General features: G+C 60.9%; 19 protein-coding genes. 13 read left to right on the top strand and 6 right to left on the bottom strand.

The features are described from left to right. Positions 1-30 precede the first annotated feature (30 nt). A complete protein-coding gene (locus VUN82_15430) occupies positions 31-2,358 on the top strand; it encodes an FdhF/YdeP family oxidoreductase (GenBank protein ID XAS74700.1) in 2,328 nt (775 codons plus the stop codon). A gap of 4 nt (positions 2,359-2,362) precedes the next feature. Here the strand turns inward: VUN82_15430 and VUN82_15425 are convergent, their stop codons facing one another. Beyond that, entirely contained in the window at positions 2,363-2,620 is a 258-nt protein-coding gene (locus tag VUN82_15425; GenBank protein ID XAS74699.1) for a mycoredoxin, read from the bottom strand. Between the two features lie 166 nt (positions 2,621-2,786). Between VUN82_15425 and VUN82_15420 the strand changes: the two genes are divergently transcribed. Then, on the top strand, positions 2,787-3,533 hold the full coding sequence (locus VUN82_15420; protein XAS74698.1) for an SOS response-associated peptidase: 747 nt from the start codon (positions 2,787-2,789) through the stop codon (positions 3,531-3,533). On the opposite strand, the gene VUN82_15415 is transcribed toward VUN82_15420, so the two are convergent. Both VUN82_15415 and VUN82_15410 read right to left on the bottom strand, forming a co-directional pair. Further along, positions 3,534-3,923: a hypothetical protein gene (locus VUN82_15415; GenBank protein ID XAS70502.1), complete on the bottom strand. Its 390-nt coding sequence runs from the start codon at positions 3,921-3,923 to the stop codon at positions 3,534-3,536. Positions 3,924-3,968: 45 nt separating this feature from the next. After that, positions 3,969-4,508, bottom strand: a complete 540-nt coding sequence (locus VUN82_15410) for a TetR family transcriptional regulator (protein XAS70501.1) — start codon at positions 4,506-4,508, stop codon at positions 3,969-3,971. A gap of 58 nt (positions 4,509-4,566) precedes the next feature. Here VUN82_15410 and VUN82_15405 point away from each other — a divergent pair, with 58 nt between their 5' ends. From VUN82_15405 to pdxS, 7 genes are all read left to right on the top strand, one after another. After that, on the top strand, positions 4,567-5,622 hold the full coding sequence (locus VUN82_15405) for an FAD-dependent monooxygenase (protein ID XAS70500.1): 1,056 nt from the start codon (positions 4,567-4,569) through the stop codon (positions 5,620-5,622). A gap of 79 nt (positions 5,623-5,701) precedes the next feature. After that, a complete protein-coding gene (locus VUN82_15400; protein XAS70499.1) occupies positions 5,702-6,046 on the top strand; it encodes a DUF6504 family protein in 345 nt (114 codons plus the stop codon). A 3-nt stretch (positions 6,047-6,049) separates the two neighbouring features. Further along, entirely contained in the window at positions 6,050-9,601 is a 3,552-nt protein-coding gene (gene dnaE / locus VUN82_15395) for a DNA polymerase III subunit alpha (GenBank protein XAS70498.1), read from the top strand. A 131-nt stretch (positions 9,602-9,732) separates the two neighbouring features. Then, a complete protein-coding gene (gene thrS, locus VUN82_15390) occupies positions 9,733-11,742 on the top strand; it encodes a threonine--tRNA ligase (protein ID XAS70497.1) in 2,010 nt (669 codons plus the stop codon). A gap of 18 nt (positions 11,743-11,760) precedes the next feature. Beyond that, positions 11,761-12,354 carry an HIT domain-containing protein gene (locus tag VUN82_15385; GenBank protein XAS70496.1) on the top strand — a complete coding sequence of 198 codons (594 nt, stop codon included), beginning with the start codon at positions 11,761-11,763 and terminating at the stop codon, positions 12,352-12,354. Beyond that, entirely contained in the window at positions 12,344-12,955 is a 612-nt protein-coding gene (locus VUN82_15380) for a CDP-alcohol phosphatidyltransferase family protein (protein XAS70495.1), read from the top strand. The genes VUN82_15385 and VUN82_15380 overlap by 11 nt, the downstream gene beginning before the upstream one ends. Positions 12,956-13,185: 230 nt before the next feature. Then, entirely contained in the window at positions 13,186-14,112 is a 927-nt protein-coding gene (pdxS, locus tag VUN82_15375; protein XAS70494.1) for a pyridoxal 5'-phosphate synthase lyase subunit PdxS, read from the top strand. A gap of 144 nt (positions 14,113-14,256) precedes the next feature. On the opposite strand, the gene VUN82_15370 is transcribed toward pdxS, so the two are convergent. Beyond that, entirely contained in the window at positions 14,257-16,269 is a 2,013-nt protein-coding gene (locus VUN82_15370; protein XAS70493.1) for a M3 family metallopeptidase, read from the bottom strand. 179 nt (positions 16,270-16,448) lie between these two features. Between VUN82_15370 and VUN82_15365 the strand changes: the two genes are divergently transcribed. After that, positions 16,449-17,621, top strand: a complete 1,173-nt coding sequence (locus VUN82_15365) for a CapA family protein (protein XAS74697.1) — start codon at positions 16,449-16,451, stop codon at positions 17,619-17,621. 29 nt (positions 17,622-17,650) lie between these two features. Here VUN82_15365 and VUN82_15360 read toward each other — a convergent pair whose 3' ends face one another. Both VUN82_15360 and VUN82_15355 read right to left on the bottom strand, forming a co-directional pair. Further along, entirely contained in the window at positions 17,651-18,391 is a 741-nt protein-coding gene (locus VUN82_15360) for a glutamine amidotransferase (GenBank protein ID XAS70492.1), read from the bottom strand. Beyond that, positions 18,388-19,719, bottom strand: coding sequence for a MurT ligase domain-containing protein (locus VUN82_15355; GenBank protein XAS70491.1), 1,332 nt, complete (start codon positions 19,717-19,719; stop codon positions 18,388-18,390). The genes VUN82_15360 and VUN82_15355 overlap by 4 nt, the downstream gene beginning before the upstream one ends. Before the next feature lie 126 nt (positions 19,720-19,845). On the opposite strand from VUN82_15355, the gene pdxT reads away from it, so the two are divergent. From pdxT to ruvC, 3 genes are read left to right on the top strand one after another with little or no spacing between them, the layout of a single operon-like run. Next, positions 19,846-20,547, top strand: coding sequence for a pyridoxal 5'-phosphate synthase glutaminase subunit PdxT (gene pdxT, locus VUN82_15350; GenBank protein XAS70490.1), 702 nt, complete (start codon positions 19,846-19,848; stop codon positions 20,545-20,547). 3 nt (positions 20,548-20,550) lie between these two features. Further along, entirely contained in the window at positions 20,551-21,306 is a 756-nt protein-coding gene (locus tag VUN82_15345) for a YebC/PmpR family DNA-binding transcriptional regulator (protein XAS70489.1), read from the top strand. 45 nt (positions 21,307-21,351) lie between these two features. After that, positions 21,352-21,930 carry a crossover junction endodeoxyribonuclease RuvC gene (ruvC, locus tag VUN82_15340; GenBank protein XAS70488.1) on the top strand — a complete coding sequence of 193 codons (579 nt, stop codon included), beginning with the start codon at positions 21,352-21,354 and terminating at the stop codon, positions 21,928-21,930. Positions 21,931-21,935 lie beyond the last annotated feature (5 nt).

Raw genomic sequence — 21,935 nt, 5'->3', positions numbered from 1 at the left:
GAACCTAACCACACGAAACCTGGTGGAATGATGGGCCGGAAGAAGCACCCAGTTCAGGATACCGACGTCGACTTGAGCGTCAGCGAGCCCAAGAGGTCGGCCGCTGGCCTGCCCAGCCTCAGCGAAACCCTGCCCCACGCGATGGCCCACATGGGCCCTGCCCGCGCCTGGAAGACACTGTCAGCTGTGAACCAAAAAGACGGTTTCGACTGCATGAGCTGCGCTTGGCCCGATCCACCGGAACGCAAGGCTGCAGAATTCTGTGAAAACGGAGCCAAGGCAATCGGCTGGGAAGCAGAGCCGCTGAGGATCCCCACGGAGTTTTGGGCCGCGAATCCGCTGAGTTCCCTGGAATCCCGATCCGAGTACTGGCTGGGGCAACAGGGCCGGCTGGTGGAGCCGGTGTACAAGGCGGCAGGGGCGGAGCATTACGCACCCATCAGCTGGGAGCGGGCCTTCGATGTCATTGCAAACGAGTTGAACGCCCTTGATGATCCAAATCAGGCCACGTTTTACACCAGTGGACGCACCAGCAATGAAGCAGCGTTCCTGTACCAGCTTTTCGTTAGGGCTTTCGGGACCAACAACCTCCCGGATTGTTCCAACATGTGCCATGAGTCCACGGGTGTGGCCATGGGCGAGACCATCGGGGTGGGTAAGTCGGCCATCACGTATACGGACTTCGCGAAGTCGGACTTGATCATCATCATGGGGCAGAACCCGGGAACCTGCCATCCGCGGATGCTGACGGCCCTGGAGGAGGCCAAGCTCGCCGGTGCGTCCATTGTCGCTGTTAATCCGTTGCCGGAGGCTGGCCTGATCAACTTCCGGAATCCACAACGTGTTCGTGGCCTCGTTGGCAAGGGAACTGATTTGGCTGACCAGTTCCTGCAGATCAGGCTCGCCGGAGACATGGCGCTGCTGCAGGCTGTTTCCAAGCGCGTCCTGGATGCCGAATCAGCGGCGCCGGGTTCGGTGTTGGACCGCTCGTTCATCGATCAGCACTGCCAGGGGTTTGTTGGATTCGCTGCTCACCTGGCAACTTTGCAGGAGCGGGACGTTCTTGCCGCCACCGGCCTGACCAGCGCAGAAATCGATGAACTTGCTGACAGGTACATCCACGCGGACAGGGTCATCATCACCTGGGCCATGGGACTGACCCAGCATAAGAAGGCAGTGCCCACCATCAAGGAGATCATTAATCTCCTGCTGCTCCGCGGCAACATTGGCAAACCGGGGGCTGGACCTTCGCCGATCCGTGGACACAGCAATGTCCAGGGTGACCGGACCATGGGTATTTGGGAGAAGATGCCGCCGCGGTTCCTTGACTCCGTGCAGGATGAGTTTGGCTTTGACCCGCCACGGAAGGATGGTGTCGATTCCGTGGACAGCATCCGTGGAATGCGGGACGGCAGGATCAAGGTCTTCGTCGCGCTGGGCGGGAATCTGGTCCACGCGATCTCGGACACCACGGTTGCTGAGCAGGCTGTGCGTCAGACCAGGCTTTCAGTCCAGATTTCCACCAAGCTGAACCGCTCCCACGTGGTGGTTGGCGAGCAGGCCCTGATCCTTCCGACCCTTGGCCGCACGGAAATCGACAAGCAGGACGGGATTGAGCAGTTTGTCACGGTAGAAGACACTGTGTGCGCAGTGCACCGCTCCGCCGGGACGCTGGAACCCATCGCTCCGGACGTACTCTCCGAGGTGGCGATCATCAGCCGGCTGGCCGAGGCGGTTCTTGACCACAAGGTTCCGGTGGATTGGGCCGGTCTGAGGCGCAACTATGACACCATCCGTGACCACATTTCCCATGTGGTGCCTGGTTTTGATAATTTCAATGCCCGCATCCGCGAGCGCGACGGTTTCGTGCTTCCGCACGGCCCCAGGGATTCCCGTACTTTCCCTACAGCAACGGGGAAAGCCATGTTTTCTGTCAATGACCTGGAAACCATTGAAGTGCCGCCGGGGAGATTGCTCCTTCAGACTGTGCGGTCCCATGATCAGTTCAATACGACGACGTATTCCATGAATGATCGTTACCGTGGCATCAAGAAAGGCCGCATGGTCTTGTTGGTGAACCCTGAGGATCTGGCGGGGTTGGGTTTCCAGGATGGCGCGTATGTGGATGTGCACAGTGAAGCCGACGACGGCGTTAACCGGGTGCTTCGTCAGTTGCGTTTAGTGGCGTACCCCAGTGCCAAGGGCTGCGCGACTGCCTACTATCCGGAAGCGAATGTGTTGGTGCCGCTGGACTCAACAGCGGAAGGCAGCAATACGCCGGCGTCGAAGTCTGTGATTATTCGCCTTGAACCGGCTGCCGCCCCGATTTTCGAGGTGGCAGCCGGACAGCGGAAGTGAATGCCTAGGCTGCGAGGCGGTTTTCTACCTCGGAAGCAGAAGGGTTGGTTGCCGCGGTTCCGTCCGGGAAGAGGACAGTGGGGACGGTGCGGTTGCCTCCGTTGAGCTGCTCGACGAGTTCGGCCGTGCCATCTACTTCTTCGATGTTGATCTCGGTGTAGCCGATGCCCTTGGCGTCGAGCTGCTTCTTCAGGCGGTTGCAGTAGCCGCACCAGGTGGTCGAGAACATGGTGATGGTGCCGGAGTCGGGAGTGAAGTCCACGGAGCTCTCCTCGGTATTGGTCGCTTTAACGGGTGATTCGTTGGTATCAACCGTAACCCGCAGCCCAATAATTCCCGTGAGGCCGGGAATCGGGGTTACGTCACATTCCGGGCTGGTGTGTCCTTGAGCGACACGGCAGACTGTTCCCATGTGTGGACGTTATGTAATGGCCCGTGCCGTGGGGGATCTGCTGGCTGACTTTGATGCCGAACTTGAAAACGAGATCGCCCTGGAAAAATCGTGGAATGTGGCTCCAACGGATGCTGTTCCGATTGTGCTGGAAAGGCTCGTGGACGATGGTTTGAAGCGGCAGTTGCATGTTGCGCGTTGGGGGTTGGTGCCCTCATGGGCGAAAGATCCCAAAGGTGGCGCGCGCCTGATCAATGCGCGCAGTGAGACTCTCCTGGAGAAGCCGTCATTCCGAAAGGCTGCGGCGGCCAGGCGCTGCGCTGTTCCCGCTGATGGGTATTACGAGTGGAAGAAGGGTGAGGGAAAGTCCAAGCAGCCCTACTACGTGCATCCGGTGAATGGTGAGGGGTTGGTCTTCGCCGGCCTGTATGAATGGTGGCGGGACCAATCGATGCCCAATGACGACCCCGACCGGTGGCTGTTGTCCATGTCCATCATCACTGCCGATACTCCGACGTCCGAATCAGCCCGCACGCGCCGCAGTGCCTCCGTCTTTGACGAGCTGACTGTTCTGCATGACAGGGTCCCTTTGCCCATGAGCAGGGAAACGATGGAGGCCTGGCTGGATCCACGCCAGGACGATGCGGCCGGTTTGGTGGACATGGTCCGCTCAAGGGCGCACGATGCCGCTGCTGACTGGACGCTCGACGCTGTGGGGCAAGCGGTCGGAAATGTCCGCAACAACTCACCGGAACTCATTGAACCGGTGGAGGGCCTTTTCTAGCTAGAGCGCTTCCGTGACCGGTACGCCGGCCTGGAAATCGCGGCCGTCCGCCTCGCTGAAGGCCGTCATGACGTGGCCCTTACTGAGTCCATGGATGGCGGACATCGGAAAGTTCCCGGTGATCACGTTGCCGGAGTGTTCCACGCCCTTGATGTCATAGTTTTCCTCGGCACTGAGTGAGTGGTTGAAGGAGTAGAACGAGATCGCTTCTCCATTCATGAACTCAATGCCCAGCCTGCGTTGGGAGGAATAGTCCTCGCTGGCAGCAACAAGGCCCACGACATAAGCGCCGGAGCCCGGTATGTTGCCTTCGATTTCGAATCTCGCAACGAGGTTGTCATCGGCGGCGGAGATACTGACCTGCTTCAGGAGTGCGTCATTGGTACTCATGCCACAATCCTGCTCTGTGGACCCGCCCGCGTCCACCCCTTTGCTTCATCCCTCCAAGAGTCGCCGGACGTTGGCTGCGACTGTGGCTTGGTCCGTCGCCTGGCCGCTGCGTGCCGTCAGGAGGTGCATGGCCAACCCGTCGCCGTAGTCCGATACGGCTTCTGCGCGGGCCCTTGGGTCAGGAATTCCCAGTGAATCGAGCATCTGTTCAAGAGCTGAAAGCATCCTCTGGTGCCCGGCGGCCACCACCTCGGGTTGGTCAAGGGCAAAGGTGAATCGTGCCCGGGTCAGTTCAGCGTGGTTTTTTGCGAGCCCGAGCAGCGCTCCCGCGAGTTGTTCCGCCAAGGCGGCTACCGACGTCGGGAATTCGGACCCACCCTGCTGCTGCAGCAGGAGCGAATCCCGTTCTTCAACGCGGTCGACGGCGGCAGCTACCAAAGCGGCACGGTTGCGGAAGTAATTGGAGGTCGTTCCGACGGCCACGCCAGCTTCGGCGTCAACGGCCCGATGGGTCAGTCCCTTGAGACCTTTGGCGGCGACCACGGCGAGGGCGGCGTCGGCAAGGTCGGTTCGTCTGTCCGGCATGGAGAAAGTCTAGTCTTTAACCTCGTAATTACTACAAATGTAGTAGTACATTGGCAGCATGAAAAAAGTGGATATCGTCGGCGGTGGCATAGCAGGCCTCGCGCTGGCAGGAACTCTTGATCCCAGCCAGTTCCACGTCACCGTGTACGAACAGCGGGCCGGCCTCCCGGCGGTAGGAACAACCCTGGCCATGTGGCCTGAAGCCCAGGAGGCCCTGGCGTCATTGGGGATACTTGGGGCCGTCCGCGAAAGCAGCCCCATCATCAGGGGCGGTGCGCTACGGAGTGCCACAGGGGTGCGGTGGCTGAGCGTGGAAGGGCAGAACCTTGTGGGCGTCGCCCGCCACACGCTCCTGCGACTCCTGGACTCAGCCGTACCCTCAACAGTCCAACGACGCATCGAAAAGCTGGATGCGGTTCCAAGCGACGCCCACCTGACAGTGGCGGCAGATGGGGTGCACAGCATGGTGAGGCGCTCCGTGTGGGGCCAAGCACGTTCGGCCAAGCTGACACGCTACCTCGCCGTTCGAGGCGTCATTGCCCAAGAACCGGGCAGCGAAACCATAGGTGAGTACTGGGGGCGCGGGGACCTCTTTGGCATAGGCCCTTCAAGCGGCGGAACCAACTGGTATGCGTCCTTCCGCTCCCGGATGGGGCCCGAGGGAATTGACGTCGGCGAAGCCCTGGCAGTTGCGCGCCGCCGCTACGCCGGGCACTCCCAAGGCATCCAGCATGTCCTGCAAGCAGCGACGCCCGAAACATCATTGGCGCAACGCATTTGGATCGCCCCGCCACTATGGCGTTATTCCCGGGGCAATGTGGTCCTCATCGGCGACGCGGCCCACGCCATGGCACCCAACCTCGGACGAGGCGCTTGCGAATCACTGATAGACGCCGTCACCTTGGGCAAGCTGGTCAACACCCTGCCCCTGTACCAAGCCCTCAAGGCGTACAACCGTCAACGCGTTCTTCGGACCCAGCAATACCGCATCGGCTCATCCCTGATGATGCGCGTGGCGCTCGCAGAAGGTGCGCAACCCCTCCGCGACAAGCTGCTGGACCTTGCTGCCAAGCAAAAGTCCAAAGCGCCCGGAAGGAGCAAAACTTCCCAGTAGGTTTTGCCGGAGGGGCGACGTAAACTGGAGATATTCGAACATACATTCGAACGAATTTCACCAGGCAAGGAGTGTGGATATGGGGCTTTTCAGCGAGTCCGTGGACGTCATCTGCACGGATACAGGCCAACCGCAGGAAATCCAGTGGAAAGGAACCCACTACCTCGTCACCAACGAACCCCTCAGATGGTACGAACGACGCCAATGGTGGGTAGAAGAAAGCCGGGCCCCACTGGGAAGCGGCGCAGGCTTGGTGGATCACGAGATCTGGCGGGTCCAACTCCAGCGCCCGCAGGACGAAGGGCAAACCGGCAAAACCATCACCCTTGACCTCGTCCGCCACCTCGCCAGCGGCCGCTGGCGGCTTCTACGCATCCACGACGCCGCACCGGCCCAAGCAGTCGAACCAGACGAAGCCGCCTGAACCTTGAGCTTCACACACCTGCACGTCTCCACAGCCTTCAGCGCCCACTACGGCGTCTCCTGGCCAGACGAACTTGCCCAGTCAGCCGCAGCAGACGGCGCAACAGCGCTCGCCTGTACTGACCGGGACGGCCTGTACGGCACCATCAAACACCTCAAAGCATGCATGGACGCCAGTATCGACCCCATCATCGGCGTGGACCTCGCCATCTTCGACGACGACGGCGACCACCGCACCCAAGTAGCGGGCCGCGTCGTCGTACTCGCCCACGGCAACAACAATGGCGCCGGCTACCGGGCCCTCTGCCGACTAATCTCAGACGCCCATGCCCGCACCTCCGGCAAGGCCGGGGGAGTAGTGCCCGTCGCCGTAACACGGGCAGAACTCGCATCACGCACACTGGACCCCAAAACCCTCAAACCCGTGCTAACCGTCCTCATAGGACCGGACTCCGATGTAGGCCGCGCCATGGGAGGGCGGAAATATCTTCGCCCCCGCACACTTTTCAAACAATGGATCGACGCCATGCCGCCAGGAACAATCGTCGCCGAAGCCGTATCCCACCTCAGCGCCCCCGGAGAACCCCTCAGCACATCCCACGCTGTACGCATGCTCAAACTCGCCCTCGAATACAACATCCCCGCCATCCTTAGCAACGCCGTCCGCTACTGCGCCCAGGACGGCGCCCCCACCGCAGACGTCCTGGACTCAGCTCGCACACTAAAATCCCTCCCCGAACTCTCATCGGCCCCACTGCTGCAAACAACCGGCCTGCTCCAACCAACCGGGCAGCTGCAACCAACAGGGCAAGGCTGGTTGAAAAACGCCCAACAAATGCACCAACTCGGCAAGGAAATCATGGGCGCCGCAGGGCAAGGAGCGGCAGGGCTGAACAAGCTGCTCTCCAACACAGAAGCGCTCGCCGACAAATGCCGCATCGATCCCGTCCTGGACATGGGATGGAAAAAGCCCGTTGTTCCCGAAGCTTCCATCATCGGCATCGACCGTGACCCCATGGTGGAACTCACCCAACGATGCGAGGCAGGAATCACCCGCCGCTTCCCCGGCATCAACGGCGATGCGGAAATACAGATGCGCTCGCGGTTGCAGCATGAGTTGGGGATCATCGACAAACTCGGCTTTGCCTCCTACTTCCTCACTGTTGCGGAAGTATCCAGAATGATCATCGAGATGGGCGTCCGGGTGGCTGCCAGAGGTTCCGGCGCCTCCAGCTTGGTCAACTATCTGATCGACATCAGCCAAGTGGATCCCATCCGGCATGACCTCATTTTTGAACGGTTCCTCTCGGGTCGCCGATCCACCCTTCCCGATATTGACATCGACGTCGAAAGCGCCGAACGGCATAACGTCTACCGGAAGATCTTCGAGCGCTTCGGAGCCGAACGGGTGACCCTGATGAGCATGCAGAACGGGTACCGGGCCCGTGGTGCTGTCCGCGATGCCGGCATGGCCCTTGGCATGGACGATGGTGAAATCGGCGAAATTGCCAAGCAGTTGTGGCGGTTTTCTGCGCGTAAATTCAGGGAGGCATTGGTTGAAAAGCCCGAACTCCGAGAATTTGCCGGAAGGGTGGAGGCTGGCCGTGAAGGGCCTGGGGGCATGGAGGAAAACCAACAGTTGGACCTGCTGGTGGATCTTACTGAGAGGTTGGACCGCCTTCCGCGGCACATTTCCATGCACCCGTGCGGTGTGATCCTGGGCGATGCCACGCTCCTGGACAGAACCCCGGTACAGCCCAGCGGTTTGGGGCTGCCGATGAGCCAGTTCGATAAACACGACATGGATCCCATGGGCATGCTCAAACTGGATGTCCTGGGTGTGCGGATGCAAAGTGCCATGGCGTTTGCGGTGCGGGAGGTTATCCGCTTGCACCCGTCCAAAGCTGAAGTAGTGGCGGCTGGCCGCCACCCAGTGGAGGTGGGAGGCGCTGGCCCGGACTACATTGCCCAGGACGGCAGGATTGATCTCAATGCGGTGCCTTTCGACGACGAGCCCACCTATGAGTTGATCCGCAGTACCCACACCTTGGGCTGCTTCCAGATTGAATCCCCTGGCCAGCGTGAGCTTATTGGGAAGATGGCGCCGCGCGAATTCAATGACCTCATTATCGATATTTCCTTGTTCCGGCCTGGACCCATGAAGTCGGACATGGTCCGCCCCTTCCTTGAACACCGGCATGGTTTCGCACCCGAGGTCTACCCGCACCCGGACCTGATACCCGTTTTGCAGGAAACCCATGGCGTCACGGTTTTCCATGAGCAGATCCTGAAGACCTTCCATGTCATGACGGGGTGTGGTTTGGACCGGGCGGACGAGTTTCGAAGGGCCTTGGGTGATGAGCTCCACGAACCTGAAGTAGAGAAGTATTTCCGTCGGGAAGCGATCAAGAGATACTCCCCGGACGTCGTGGACAAAGTATGGGGAACCCTCAAAGCCTTCGGCAGCTTTGGTTTCTGCAAAGCCCATGGAGCTGCCTTTGCTGTGCCCACCTATCAATCGGCGTGGCTGAAGGCACACCACCCTGAAGCGTTCCTTGCAGGGCTGTGGGAACACGATCCAGGGATGTACCCCAAACGACTGCTGGTTGCTGAGGCCCGCCGCTTGGGTATTCCCATCCTGCCCTTGGATATTAATCGCAGCCAGGCTGAATACAGAGTGGAAAGAATCCATGAAGGCAAGGATTTCGGCAAGCTAGGCATTCGCTTGAGCCTGAACGGAATATATGGACTGTCGGGAGCGGAGCTGAAGCGGATAGTAGCTGGTCAACCCTATGATTCCCTCGCGGACCTCCGGGCAAGGGCCAGGGTGAGCAAACCGAACATCAAGAGGCTCGCCCAACTTGGAGCCTTCGATGCCCTGCACCGGGATGCTGGCGGAACTGCAAACCGTGCCGATCTAGTGCAGCACTTGCAGGCCCTCCAGGCCAGTCCCTCGAAGAAAGCTGCGGATGTCATTGAGGGTCAACTGTCATTTGCCCTGGGTGATATTGAGTTGAGGAACCTGGCTCCTGAACTTCCCGAGCCTTCCATGGTGGAAAATGTCAGGGCCGAGCTTGATCTCATGGCAGTGGATGTGAGCGAGCATCTTATGCAAAGCCATAGGCCATTACTGGACAAGCTTGGCGTCACCACGGCGGATAAGCTTCTTGGGCTTCGGAACGGTACCGAGGTACTGGTTGCCGGTGTCCGGATCGCAACGCAGACACCTCCCATGCGTGGTGGTCGCCGCGTGGTGTTCATCAGCATCGACGACGGTACAGGCTGCGTGGACACCGTCTTCTTCCACGAAGCGCAGGAAGAATCGGGTCCGCTCCTGTTCGGTACCCGGCTTCTGCTGATCCGCGGAACGACGCGGAGAACAGGTCCCAAGGGAATCAGCCTCAGTGCCAGCAAAGCCTGGGACCTTAGCCGCCCCGAAACCTTGCCGTTTGCCGAAGTGCTGCCACCCGGCGCCGGGCTTCCGCCTGAATTCACTCATTCAGGACCCCTCGAAGGTATCTCCAGGAACCTGGCCATTACCGGGTTGGGGAGCTGAACAGGCAGGTAAATCAGGTGTCGGCGCGCTGCTTTGGCCGCCTTCGTCGAAACAGATACGATTGACGGTGGCTGGCTGTGGTCCCCGTACGCCACAAGCTATGAAGCCTTCACTATGAATAGGAGACACCCGTGTCAGATGCCCAACAGATCACCCTCATCGTCGATGGCGAAGAGACCAAGGTGACGGAAGGGACTACCGGCGCGGAACTCTTCTTCGAGCGCCGCGACGTCGTTGTTGCCCGTGTCAATGGTGTGCTGAAGGACCTTGACCAGGTTCTCACCGAGGGTGCAGACGTCGAAGGTGTCACCATCGAGTCTCCTGACGGACTCAACGTTCTCCGTCACTCCACCGCGCACGTGATGGCCCAGGCCGTGCAGCAGCTGCGGCCTGATGCCAAGCTTGGCATCGGCCCTTACATTACTGACGGCTTCTACTTCGACTTCGACGTCGCTGAGCCGTTCACCCCGGAAGACCTGCGCCAGCTGGAAAAGATGATGCAGAAGATCATCAACCAGAACCAGAAGTTCGTTCGCCGCGTGGTCACCGAAGAAGAAGCCCGCGAAGCCATGGCCGGCGAACCCTACAAGCTTGAGTTGCTGGGCAAGAAGAACGACGCCGCCGACGCCGGAGAAGGCGTGAACGTTGAAGTCGGTGCCGGCGACATCACTATTTACGACAATGTGGACCGCAAGAGCGGCGAAAGCGTCTGGTGCGACCTCTGCCGGGGACCGCACCTGCCCAACACCAAGATCATCTCCAACGCGTTCGCGCTGACGCGCTCATCCTCCGCATACTGGCTGGGCAACCAGAACAACCAGCAGCTTCAGCGAATCTACGGCACCGCATGGCCCACAAAGGAAGCCCTCAAGGCTTACCAGGAACGCATCGCTGAGGCAGAACGCCGCGACCACCGGAAGCTGGGTGTGGAGCTGGATCTGTTCTCGTTCCCGGACGAACTTGGATCGGGCCTTCCTGTGTTCCACCCCAAGGGCGGCATCATCCGCAAGGCCATGGAGGACTACTCCCGTCAGCGCCACGTGGACGCCGGCTATGAGTTTGTATACACCCCGCACATCACCAAGGGACACCTTTACGAGGTCTCCGGCCACCTTGACTGGTACAAGGACGGCATGTTCCCGCCGATGCAGGTGGATGCTGAGCTCAATGAAGACGGCACCGTGCGAAAGCCTGCGCAGGACTATTACCTGAAGCCGATGAACTGCCCCATGCACAACCTGATCTTCCGCTCACGCGGCCGGTCCTACCGCGAACTGCCGTTGCGCCTGTTCGAATTCGGCTCGGTGTACCGGTACGAGAAATCCGGTGTTGTGCACGGACTGACCCGTGTCCGTGGCATGACACAGGACGACGCCCACATCTACTGCACCCGGGAGCAGATGAAGGACGAACTCACCACAACACTGAACTTCGTCCTTGGCCTCCTCAAGGATTACGGCCTGGATGATTTCTACCTCGAGCTCTCCACGAAGAACGAGGAAAAGTTCGTAGGTGACGATGCCGCCTGGGAGGAAGCCACCCGCACACTCGCCGAGGTTGCGGAGGCCTCCGGGCTGGATCTGGTACCGGACCCGGGTGGAGCAGCATTCTATGGGCCCAAGATCTCCGTCCAGGCGAAGGACGCCCTCGGCAGGACCTGGCAGATGTCCACGATTCAGTTGGACTTCAACCTGCCTGAACGCTTCGAGCTGGAGTACCAGGCAGCGGATGGAACGCGCCAGCGTCCCGTCATGATTCACCGCGCCCTCTTCGGCTCGGTGGAGCGGTTCATGGGCGTTCTCACCGAGCACTACGCCGGTGCCTTCCCCGCATGGCTATCTCCCGTCCAAGTAGTGGGCATCCCTGTGGCCGAGGCATTCAACGACTACATGTTCGACGTCGTCGGCCAGCTGAAAGCCGCGGGAATCCGCGCAGAGGTGGACATTTCTTCAGACCGTTTCCCGAAGAAGATCCGCACGGCCAGCAAGGACAAGGTCCCATTCGTCCTGATCGCGGGCGGTGAGGACGCCGAGGCAGGTGCTGTCTCGTTCCGCTTCCGTGATGGCAGCCAGGATAACGGCGTGCCCGTGGCAGAAGCGGTCCGCAGAATCGTGGACGCTGTCAAGAACCGCGAAAGCTGACGGAACGGACAATAGACGGTGCAGGAGAACACAGGCGAGGCAGCTGACCTTCCGGGCGACGCCGAAGTAACCGATGACTTCGGCTTGGCAGGTGTTCCGGACGCTTTTCAGCGCCTGTGGACTCCCCACCGCATGGCCTACATCAAGGGCGGACAGGATCAGTTCAAGAACAAGGACGACTGCCCGTTCTGTGTTGGGCCCACCCGTAGCGATGAGGAATCACTCATCGTCTACCGTGGCAGGACCTGCTATGTGGTGCTCAACCTTTTCCCTTACAACCCAGGCCACTTGCTGATCTGCCCCTACCGCCATGTTCCGGACTACACGGACATCACGGTGGAAGAGACGGCGGAATTCTCCGAACTCACGCAGACAGCCATGCGAGTGCTGAGGAAGGTCTCCAACCCCAGCGGCTTCAACCTGGGCATGAACCAGGGTGTCACCGGTGGAGCAGGGATCGCCGCGCACCTGCACCAGCACGTTGTACCCCGCTGGGGTGGGGACGGAAACTTCTTCCCGATCATCGCCCAGACCAAGGCCATTACGCAGACACTCGACGAGGTCCGCAAACTGGTGGCCGAAGCCTGGCCGGGGGAGTCGAATGCTCAATAGGCATGCGCGTGGTTTCTTTACTTCCCTTTTCACACCCTTGGCACGTTGGCTCCTCAAGATTGGCGTGTCTCCAGACACAGTGACCGTGGCTGGTACAGCAGGAGTCATTCTCGGCGGACTGGTTCTATACCCGCTGGGATATCTGTGGTGGGGTTCAGTGGTGGTCGCGTTCTTCGCGTTCTCGGACGTCGTGGATGGCATTATGGCCCGTTTGCAAGGCCGAAGCGGCGGCTGGGGAAACTTCCTCGATTCCACCTTGGACCGTTTGGCGGACGGCGCCATCTTTGCGGGGCTGACCATCTGGTTCTTCACCAAAGGTGAGGACCCGGCTATTGGTACTGCCGCCGTCGTTTGCCTGGTACTGGGCATGGTGGTTTCCTATGCGCGGGCAAAGGCCGAGTCACTGGGCTATCAAGCCAGCGTTGGCATTGCCGAGCGTGCAGAGCGTTTAGCTTCGGTGCTTCTCGTCACCGGGCTCACAGGGCTGGGACTTCCAGCAGTGGTGCTCTTCGCCACCCTGATCCTTCTCGCCCTCGCCAGTGTGGTCACTATCGTGCAAAGAATGGCGACTGTCCGCAAGCAAGCGATGGCCGAAGCCTAGGAAACTGGCATGTGACCAGAGCCCAGCAGCGGCAGTTGTGCAGGTGTCCTATAGTCGCCCTCTTCTTGGCCCCCGAATGCGGTAATGAATGTACAGCCACCGGGCAACGTGCGACTAGTATTACTAGTACTTGGTCACCTTGACCTGAAAACCCGGTGTGCGCTGACTGCGGTCGTGTGGCTGCGCGAGCCACCGGCGAAAAGGTCGTTTATCTACCCATAGGGGTTTTTGTGTCTACACCAGATGTAAGCAACGAAGCCGGTTCGTCCGCGAACAGCGTCACGGGCAGCAGCCGCGTTAAGCGGGGCATGGCGGAGATGCTCAAGGGCGGCGTCATCATGGACGTCGTTAACGTCGAGCAGGCCCGCATCGCCGAGGACGCCGGTGCCGTCGCCGTCATGGCGCTCGAGCGCGTACCCGCCGATATCCGCGCCCAGGGTGGCGTGTCCCGCATGTCAGATCCGGACATGATCGATCAGATCATCGCTGCCGTGTCCATCCCGGTCATGGCCAAGGCCCGCATCGGCCATTTCGTCGAAGCCCAGGTCCTGCAGTCCCTCGGTGTGGACTACATCGACGAGTCCGAGGTCCTGACGCCGGCCGACTACGTGAACCACATCGACAAGTGGAACTTCACCGTTCCCTTCGTCTGTGGCGCCACCAACCTTGGTGAGGCTTTGCGCCGCATCAACGAAGGCGCGGCGATGATCCGTTCCAAGGGCGAAGCGGGTACCGGCGATGTTTCCAACGCCACAGGGCACATGCGCAAGATCCGTTCCGAGATCGCCAAGCTGGCCGCACTTCCCGAAGACGAGCTGTATGTTGCGGCCAAGGAACTGCAGGCCCCGTACGAGCTGGTCAAGGAAATCGCCGCCACCGGCAAGCTCCCGGTGGTGCTGTTCACCGCTGGTGGCATCGCCACCCCGGCTGACGCTGCGATGATGATGCAGCTCGGCGCCGATGGCGTGTTTGTCGGTTCGGGCATCTTCAAGTCCGGCAACCCCGCCGAGCGCGCTGCCGCCGTCGTGAAGGCCACCACGTTCTACGATGATCCCGACGTCATCGCCAAGGTCTCCCGCGGCCTGGGCGAAGCGATGGTCGGCATCAATGTCGACGAAATCCCGCAGCCCCACCGCTTGGCAGAGCGCGGCTGGTAGGTCCTATTGCGCCCGGTGGGCGCCGATCCTCTGCGTGCTATTCCCCGCTCTCGCTGCCGCCATTTTGGCGGTGGGCTGGGGCGGGGGCCCTTTTACGCACGCTGCCGGATCGGCGCCCACCGTTCCGTTTCTGGGGTGTTGGGGTTAGTTGAGTCCCCGGCGCTTTAGCAGGGGGCCAAGGTCGGCGTCCCGGCCTCGGAATGAACGGAAGGATTCCAGCGGATCCCGGCTGTTTCCGCGGGCGAGCAGCTCCGAACGGAACCGGTCGCCGTTTGCGCGGGTGAGGCCGCCGTTTTCCTTGAACCACTCAACGGTGTCCGCATCCAGGACTTCGCTCCAGATGTAGGAGTAATAGCCAGCCGCATAACCGGCGCCTGCGAAGATGTGCTGGAAGTAGCCGGTACGGTAGCGCGGCGGAATCAGCGGGTGGGCGATGCCGGCGTCGGCCAACGCCTTGGCTTCAAAGGCAAGGACGTCGTCCGGAACTTCCGGCTCTGCCATCACGTGCCACGCCACATCCAGCAATGCTGCTCCGAGGTATTCAGTGGTGGCGAATCCCTCACCCCACAGCAGGGATCCGTTGATTTTGTCCACGATGTCCTGCGGGAGCAGTTCTCCCGTGGCATGGTGGCGTGCGTAATTGGTCAATACCTCTGGCCACATAATCCACATTTCGTTGACCTGGGACGGGTACTCCACGAAGTCCCGAGGCACGGACGTTCCGGAGAACCGCGGATACTCCACGTCGGAGAATAGTCCGTGGAGCGCATGCCCGAATTCGTGGAAGACAGTCCGGACCTCGTCCAGGGACAGGAGAGCAGGTTCGCCTGGCGCCGGCTTGGTGATGTTGAGGTTGTTGATCACTACGGCTTGCGTGCCAAGGAGCCGGGACTGTTCCACGAGCGAGTTCATCCAGGCTCCTCCGCGCTTGGATTCGCGCGTGTAATAGTCCCCAAGGAAGAGGCCCAGAGCGCTGCCGTCCTCGTTTCTGACCTCCCATACCCGGACGTCCTCATGGTATCCGGCCAGATCCGGCCTCTCATGGAACGTGATGCCATAGAGCTGGGTCGCTGCGAAGAAAACGCCGTCAGCCAAGACAGTTTCGAGGCTGAAGTAGGGCCTGATGGCCTGTTCATCCACTTGGTACCTTTCCCGCCGAACCTGGGCGGAGTAGTAAGCCCAGTCCCAAGGCTCCAGTGGATGGCCGGCGGACTCGGCCAAAGCTTCGGCTTCGGCTTGGGCGTTACGGACGGCTGCAGGTGCCAACCGGCCCAACATTGCCTGCACGGCCGTGCAGTCCGGGGCCGTCTGCTGGTCCACTACGAGTTCCGCGAAGTTTTGAAAGCCGAGCAGGCCGGCTTTCTCCGCGCGTAAGCGGACCGTTGCCGTCACCAGATCACGGACATCCAGGTTTCCGCCGTCGGTGCCTCGAGCGATGGACGCTTCAAACAGGCGACGCCGAACGGTCCGGTTTTCCAGCGAGGCGAGGGCAGGCTGGTTGCTTGGCTGGATCAGCGTCAAGAGGAACTGACCATCGTGCCCGGCGGCCTTTGCGGCTTCGGCAGCGCCAGCGACATCTTCGGGAGACATGCCGGCCAAGTCGGCTTCGTCGTCGAGGAGAATAGCGGCAGCCTTGATCGCCTCCTTGACGCGCTGGCCGAATTCAGTGCCCAGACGCGAGAGTTCGGCGTTGATTTCCCGAAGCCGCGCCTGGCCGTCGTCGTCAAGTTGAATGCCGGACTGCCGAAACTCTTTGAGGTATTCCTGGACCAAGCGTGCAGACTCATCATTGAGGCTGGCGCTGTCGATGGCATTGAAGCGTTCGTATAAGTCACGGTTCATGTAGACGGCGTCTTGATGTGCGGCAAACTTGGGTGCGAGGCCAGTCTCCAACTCCCTGATCGCCTCCGACGCATCGGCCGATACAAGCGTGAAGAACGACGCCGAGGCCCGGTCCAGCAACCGCCCGGACCTTTCCATGGCCAAGACCGTGTTCTCGAAAGTCGCCGGCATAGGGTTCGCCGCCATCTGCTGGATCTCGTGGAGGTGTTCGTCCAGTCCCGCGTCCACGGCTTCGGCGTAGTCCTCGGTGCTGATTGCTTCAAAGGGTGGCAAGCCGAACGGCAGGGGACTGGGACTCAAAAGCGGATTCGTCATGAAGGGACTCTTTCACTTAAGAATCGTGTCCTCAAGGGCGGCTCGCCAGAATCCCGCGCGTCGTGCGCCGTAGGATTGCCGTTATGGGGAACATCACATCTTCCGCAAGTCGTCGGGCTCACAGCCGCCGCAAGAGTCCACTGCGAACGGGCGCCCTGTTGGCCGCCTCAGTGCTTGCCATGTCCTTGGGCTCCTGCGGAGTAATCGCAGAGAACGACTCCCGGGAGCAAAGCAGCGCCGCTACTGCCCCCGCGTCTCCTGCGTCCACCCCAACGCCGACTCCTACGCCAACCCCGGGCAAGGGGCCTGCTTGTTCCGAGCTGCGTTGTACTTCCATCACTGTCACGGGCGACATGCTGATCCATACACAGTTGTGGCAGCAGGCCCGCGCCGATGCTGCTGCCGCAGGGCAGCCTGGTTACACCTTCATACCGCTCCTCGAAGGCCAGCGCCGCTACATCCGGAACAGCGATCTCGCTATTTGCCATCAGGAAACGCCCGTTGCCACGCCGGATGGTCCGTTCTCCGCGTACCCGTCCTTCAATGTCCCGCCGCAGATCGTTACCGCCTCCAAGGATGTGGGGTACCAAGCCTGCACCACAGCCAGCAACCACACCATAGACCGGGGGACGGAAGGGTTGCTCCGGACATTGGATGCGCTGGATGCTGCCGGGCTCAAGCACACTGGTTCCTACCGGACTGAAGCTGCATCACAGGAAATCCTGATGCTCAAAACAGGCGCCGCAACAGTAGCCGTCATTGCTGGCACCTACGGCCACAACGGGCAGATTCCGGAGTACCCGTGGCTTGTGGACGAGCTTGATCCCACGGTCATGATTGCGAAGGCCACAAAGGCCCGTGCGCTAGGGGCCGACATCGTGCTGGGAGTCATGCACGCCGGTGATGAGTACGCCAGCGAGGCCAATGCCCAACAACAGGAAGTCGCCCACGCCTTGGTGGACAGCGGCCAATTCACCATGATTTATGGACACCACACGCACTCGGTGCTGCCGATCGAAAACTACAAGGGCACGTGGATTGTCTACGGATTGGGCAACGGCGTGACGGAATTGTCGCCCTGGTATGTGGTCAACAATGAAGGACTTCTGGTCCGTGCACAGTTCAGCCAGAACGCGGCCGGTGTTTGGACCGCCTCGGATCTCGCATGGGCGCCGTCAGTGATTGTCCGGGATCCCTACCGTTGGTGCTCAGTGGCCAGCGATGCACCCCAAGGAGTCTGCGCTTCGCCGGCAGCTGATGCAGAGACCCACGAGCGCACCAAGACTGTGGTTGAGTCGATGGGGGCAGCAACTGCCGGCGCCCACGAGTTGCTCATTACCAAGGAGAAGTAAGGTCAGCAGGTAGTCGAGCCACCACCCGACTAGCGTGGGCGGCGGGCGGCGTGCTCCCGCGCGAGGCGGGCATAGTCGTCGTCGGGCGTTCCAGGCACGAAAGTGCCATGCTTGCGTTCCACGGCCGTCCGGATCAGGAAGTCGGCGATCGCCGGGTTCTTGGGCAGCAGCGAACCGTGCAGGTAGCTGGCCACCACGTTGCGGTAGCGGGCTCCCTCGTGACCGTCCTTGCTGTTGTTCCCTGCACCCTTGGTAACTGTCCCCAACGGTTGGACGCCGGGGCCCAGGGTGGTCTGCCCACTATGGTTCTCATACCCCAGAACGTCCCCGAATTCGGAGGACTTGAGTGTGACATTGCCGATCAGCCGCTCATCCGTGCCGTGCGTTTCGACGTCGAGGATACCGATCCCGGGAATGACAGGGCCTGCGCTGGTCTTGAAGAACTTTCCGAAAAGCTGGTAGAGACCGCAAATGACCAGCATTGGTGCGCCCTCGTCCGCGAGCTCCCGCAAATGATCGGCGCGTGCCTGCAGATCATCCTGAATAACCAGCTGGCCGCTGTCCTGCCCGCCGCCGCCCACGATGATGTCAATGTCCTCGGGAAAGTCGTCGCCGACGTTGTACTCAAGCAGCTCCGGCGTGTAGCCATGCCACTTGATTCGTTTCTGCAGGACCAGGGCATTGCCCCAGTCGCCGTAAATATTCATGTCCCGCGGGTACAGCTGCAGGACGCGGACGGTTCCTTTGGTGGGCTGTGCTTCCGAGGTCATGAGACCACCTCAACTATGGTGATTTTGGCCAGTTCGCGACGGATCGCGAGCATGGCGGTGTACGTGCAGAAAATCCGCTTGGGCTTGCCTCGCGAGCCGTCGATAAATGCATGCAGGGCCGCGGTGATGTCGGTCTCGACTGTACCGAAGCGGACCTCGTCGTATTGCAGGCGCAGGGCCATATCGTAGGCGCGGACGCCGGTAAGGACCTCGACGCCAGCTTCCCTGAGTGATTCGAAGTCAACGTCCCAGAGCCAGGACATATCCCTGCCATCTGCATAATTGTCGTTGATGGCGATCATCGTGGCGTATCCGCCGGCAGGGAAGGACTTCAGGCCGAGCCGGAAGCCACTGGGATTCTTAACGAGCACAAGTTCCAACGGCTGGCCATCCACGGTGAGGCTTTCGCCGCGCCCGAAAGCAGGAGCCACATCACCGAGCGCTTTGACCAGCTTGGGAGTGTCGACCGCTCCGGTTCCCAGGATCGCCCTGGCCAGGGAGAGCGCGGCCGCCGCGTTAAAGATGTTGTAAACACCCCGCAGCTTCATGCCCGTGGTGACTGTTCCGCCGTCGAACTCAAAGTCAGCGTCCTGGGCACCCACGCGGCGGAGTACGACGTCGGCAGCAGGGCCCGCGGGTACCTCACCTGCGGTGCCGGGTGCCGGTGTGTTCGGGGACGAGGGGCCCGTGGTGGCGGTCCGCATATCGTCGTCGTTGGGAAATGTGCTGCGCAGCGATTCATCGAGGCCGAAATAGCGGACGCTGGGATGGTGGAGGGCCCCCGGAGCATTGAGGGTGTTGGCGATGCGTGCCACACGGGGGTCCTCACGGTTCAGCACCACGGTATCCGTGGTTTTCTGGGCGATGTGTTCGAGCAATCGGGCGGTCTTGTCGATCTCGCCGAACCGGTCAAGTTGGTCGCGGAGGACGTTCAGCAAGAGGCTGAAACGGGGCGGGACCTTGTTCACGAAATGCACGGCATGTGCTTCGTCCAGTTCGAGGATGGCGACGTCGGCGTCGAGCCGGCCACGCCAGTCAACATCGCCGAGGAGGGAGGCGGCTACGCCCCGGGTGAAGTTACTGCCTGTGCGGTTGGTGAAGACCTTCAGGCCCTGGCTTTCCAGCAGCTCGACCACCATTTTGGTGGTTGTCGTCTTTCCGTTCGTGCCACTGACAACCGCCACACCATGGGGAAGGCCGGACAGCGTTCTCTGCATGAAACCAGGATCGATTTTTTCAACCACCAGGCCGGGGAAAGCAGAGCCGCCACCCCGGAGCCGGGACAGTGTGCGGACCAGCTTGCCGAGGGGAACGCTGAAGGAAAACATGCTCTGTAATATATCCCAGTTAAGGCATGGAACTTGGCCTGGAGGCTTCTCCTGCTGGCACTCCCGCTTGTCCTCCGGGGTGGCCTCGGGGAGGAGATTGCCTGGCCGGACCACTATGATGGGCTAATGACCAACCCCCTTTCCGACGCTTCATCACGCGTGGGTGCAGGACTCCGGATCGGCGTACTGGCCCTCCAAGGCGACTTCCGTGAGCACATCCACGCAGTGGAAGCCGCAGGCGCCACGGGTGTGGGCATCCGTCGGCCCGCAGAGCTGGATGACGTTGACGGCCTCATCATCCCGGGTGGGGAATCCACCACGATCGACAAACTTTCAAGGATCTTTGAACTCGCGGACCCGCTGCGGAAGCGTATCGCCGAAGGCCTTCCCGTGTACGGCTCTTGTGCCGGCATGATTCTCCTTGCCGATGAGATTGCCGATCCCGCTACTGATCTGGACGGAAACCCCCAGCAGACCTTCGGTGGACTGGACATCACCGTGCGCCGCAATGCCTTCGGGCGGCAGCGCGAGTCCTTTGAAACGGACCTCGATTTCAAAGGACTCGAGTTCAGCGCAGGGGAGTCCGGCGTGGATCCGGTGCACGCAGTCTTCATCCGTGGACCTTGGGTGGAACGGGTTGGCCCAGGAGTCGAAGTCCTGGCTCAGGTTGATCCGGAGCATGCCAGCCACACCGCCACTTTGCACGGATTGGCTAGAATTGTTGCAGTGCGCTCCGGCCAGCTGTTGGCCACCTCTTTCCATCCGGAAGTCACAGGTGAGAAGCGCGTGCATGAACTCTTTATTCGAATGATCAGAGGAGAAGCGTAAAGCATGTCAGGCCACTCCAAATGGGCGACTACCAAGCACAAGAAAGCCATCATTGATAGCAGGCGTGCAAAGTCGTTCGCAAAGCTGATCAAGAACATCGAAGTTGCTGCGCGCATGGGCGGCCCGGACCTCGCCGGCAACCCAGGCCTGGAACTCGCGGTTACCAAGGCGAAGAAGACCTCGGTTCCCAACGACAACATCGACCGCGCCATCAAGCGTGGCGCCGGCCTCACAGGCGAAGTGGTCGATTACACCGAAATCATGTACGAAGCCCGTGGCCCCCAGGGCTCGGCGTTGTTGATTGAGTGCCTGACCGACAACAAGAACCGTGCGGCTTCCGAGGTTCGACTCGCGATTTCCCGCAACGGTGGCACCATTGCAGATCCCGGCTCGGTCAGCTACCTGTTCACCCGCAAGGGCGTCGTGGTGCTGCCAAAGAATGGGCTGAGCGAGGATGACATCCTGATGGCCGTCCTGGACGCCGGCGCAGAGGAAGTCAAGGACAGTGGCGAGAACTGGGAAGTGCATTCCGAGCCCTCCGATCTGCAGGCCATCCGTGACGCCTTGAAGGATGCCGGCATCGAGTACGAATCCGATGAAGCTGAATTCGTGCCCTCCATGCAAGTGGACCTGGATATTGATGGTGCCCGGAAATTCATGAAACTCGTGGACGCACTCGAAGACCTGGATGACGTCCAGAACGTCTACAGCAACGCCGACTTCAGCGAGGAAGTACAGGCTGCCCTCGACGCCGACTAGGCAGGGCAGAACCTTTATTTTGACAACAAACAAGGAGGCCCGGACTTGACTCTTCGCGTATTGGGAGTCGATCCGGGCCTCACCCGTTGCGGCATCGGTGTAGTGGATATCGAACGGAACCGCCGGGCCACCATGGTGGCTGTTGGTGTGGTGGGGACCTCAGCTGAGCTGACGCTGGACAAGCGGCTTTTGGTCATCGCACAAGCCATCGACGAGTGGCTGGACCTGCACGAGCCGGACGTCGTCGCCGTCGAACGCGTTTTTTCGCAGATGAATGTCAGCACTGTGATGGGCGTGGCCCAAGCCTCCGGCGTTGTCATCGCAGCGGCCGCGCGTCGCGGCATTCCTGTCGCCTTGCACACGCCCTCTGAAGTCAAAGCCGCCGTCACCGGAAGTGGTACTGCCAACAAGGACGCGGTCACCAAACTGGTCACGAAAATCCTCCGGCTCGATGCCCCGCCCAAGCCCGCTGACGCCGCAGACGCCCTCGCCCTGGCCCTGACGCATGCTTGGCGGGCAGGGAGCGGCATGGGTGGAATCGGCGGGAACACGGGCACGGGTTCCCTCACCCCGGCTCAGCGGGCCTGGGCGGAAGCCGAAGCGAAAGCGCGCCGTGCGCGGTGATCGTC

This window comes from Micrococcaceae bacterium Sec5.1, assembly GCA_039636795.1.
Taxonomy (GTDB): Bacteria; Actinomycetota; Actinomycetes; order Actinomycetales; family Micrococcaceae; genus Arthrobacter.
The sequence above is the reverse complement of the archived record's forward strand: the minus strand, read 5'-3'. Positions and strand labels throughout refer to the sequence as shown.

Excerpts from the sequence above, each read along its gene's own strand:
- VUN82_15430 (XAS74700.1), top strand. The coding sequence starts at position 31 with ATGGGCCGGAAGAAGCACCCAGTTCAGGATACCGACGTCGACTTGAGC.
- VUN82_15420 (XAS74698.1), top strand. The coding sequence starts at position 2,787 with ATGGCCCGTGCCGTGGGGGATCTGCTGGCTGACTTTGATGCCGAACTT.
- VUN82_15415 (XAS70502.1), bottom strand. The coding sequence starts at position 3,923 with ATGAGTACCAATGACGCACTCCTGAAGCAGGTCAGTATCTCCGCCGCC.
- VUN82_15410 (XAS70501.1), bottom strand. The coding sequence starts at position 4,508 with ATGCCGGACAGACGAACCGACCTTGCCGACGCCGCCCTCGCCGTGGTC.
- VUN82_15405 (XAS70500.1), top strand. The coding sequence starts at position 4,567 with ATGAAAAAAGTGGATATCGTCGGCGGTGGCATAGCAGGCCTCGCGCTG.
- VUN82_15400 (XAS70499.1), top strand. The coding sequence starts at position 5,702 with ATGGGGCTTTTCAGCGAGTCCGTGGACGTCATCTGCACGGATACAGGC.
- VUN82_15380 (XAS70495.1), top strand. The coding sequence starts at position 12,344 with ATGCTCAATAGGCATGCGCGTGGTTTCTTTACTTCCCTTTTCACACCC.
- VUN82_15370 (XAS70493.1), bottom strand. The coding sequence starts at position 16,269 with ATGACGAATCCGCTTTTGAGTCCCAGTCCCCTGCCGTTCGGCTTGCCA.
- VUN82_15365 (XAS74697.1), top strand. The coding sequence starts at position 16,449 with ATGTCCTTGGGCTCCTGCGGAGTAATCGCAGAGAACGACTCCCGGGAG.
- VUN82_15360 (XAS70492.1), bottom strand. The coding sequence starts at position 18,391 with ATGACCTCGGAAGCACAGCCCACCAAAGGAACCGTCCGCGTCCTGCAG.
- VUN82_15355 (XAS70491.1), bottom strand. The coding sequence starts at position 19,719 with ATGTTTTCCTTCAGCGTTCCCCTCGGCAAGCTGGTCCGCACACTGTCC.
- pdxT (XAS70490.1), top strand. The coding sequence starts at position 19,846 with ATGACCAACCCCCTTTCCGACGCTTCATCACGCGTGGGTGCAGGACTC.
- VUN82_15345 (XAS70489.1), top strand. The coding sequence starts at position 20,551 with ATGTCAGGCCACTCCAAATGGGCGACTACCAAGCACAAGAAAGCCATC.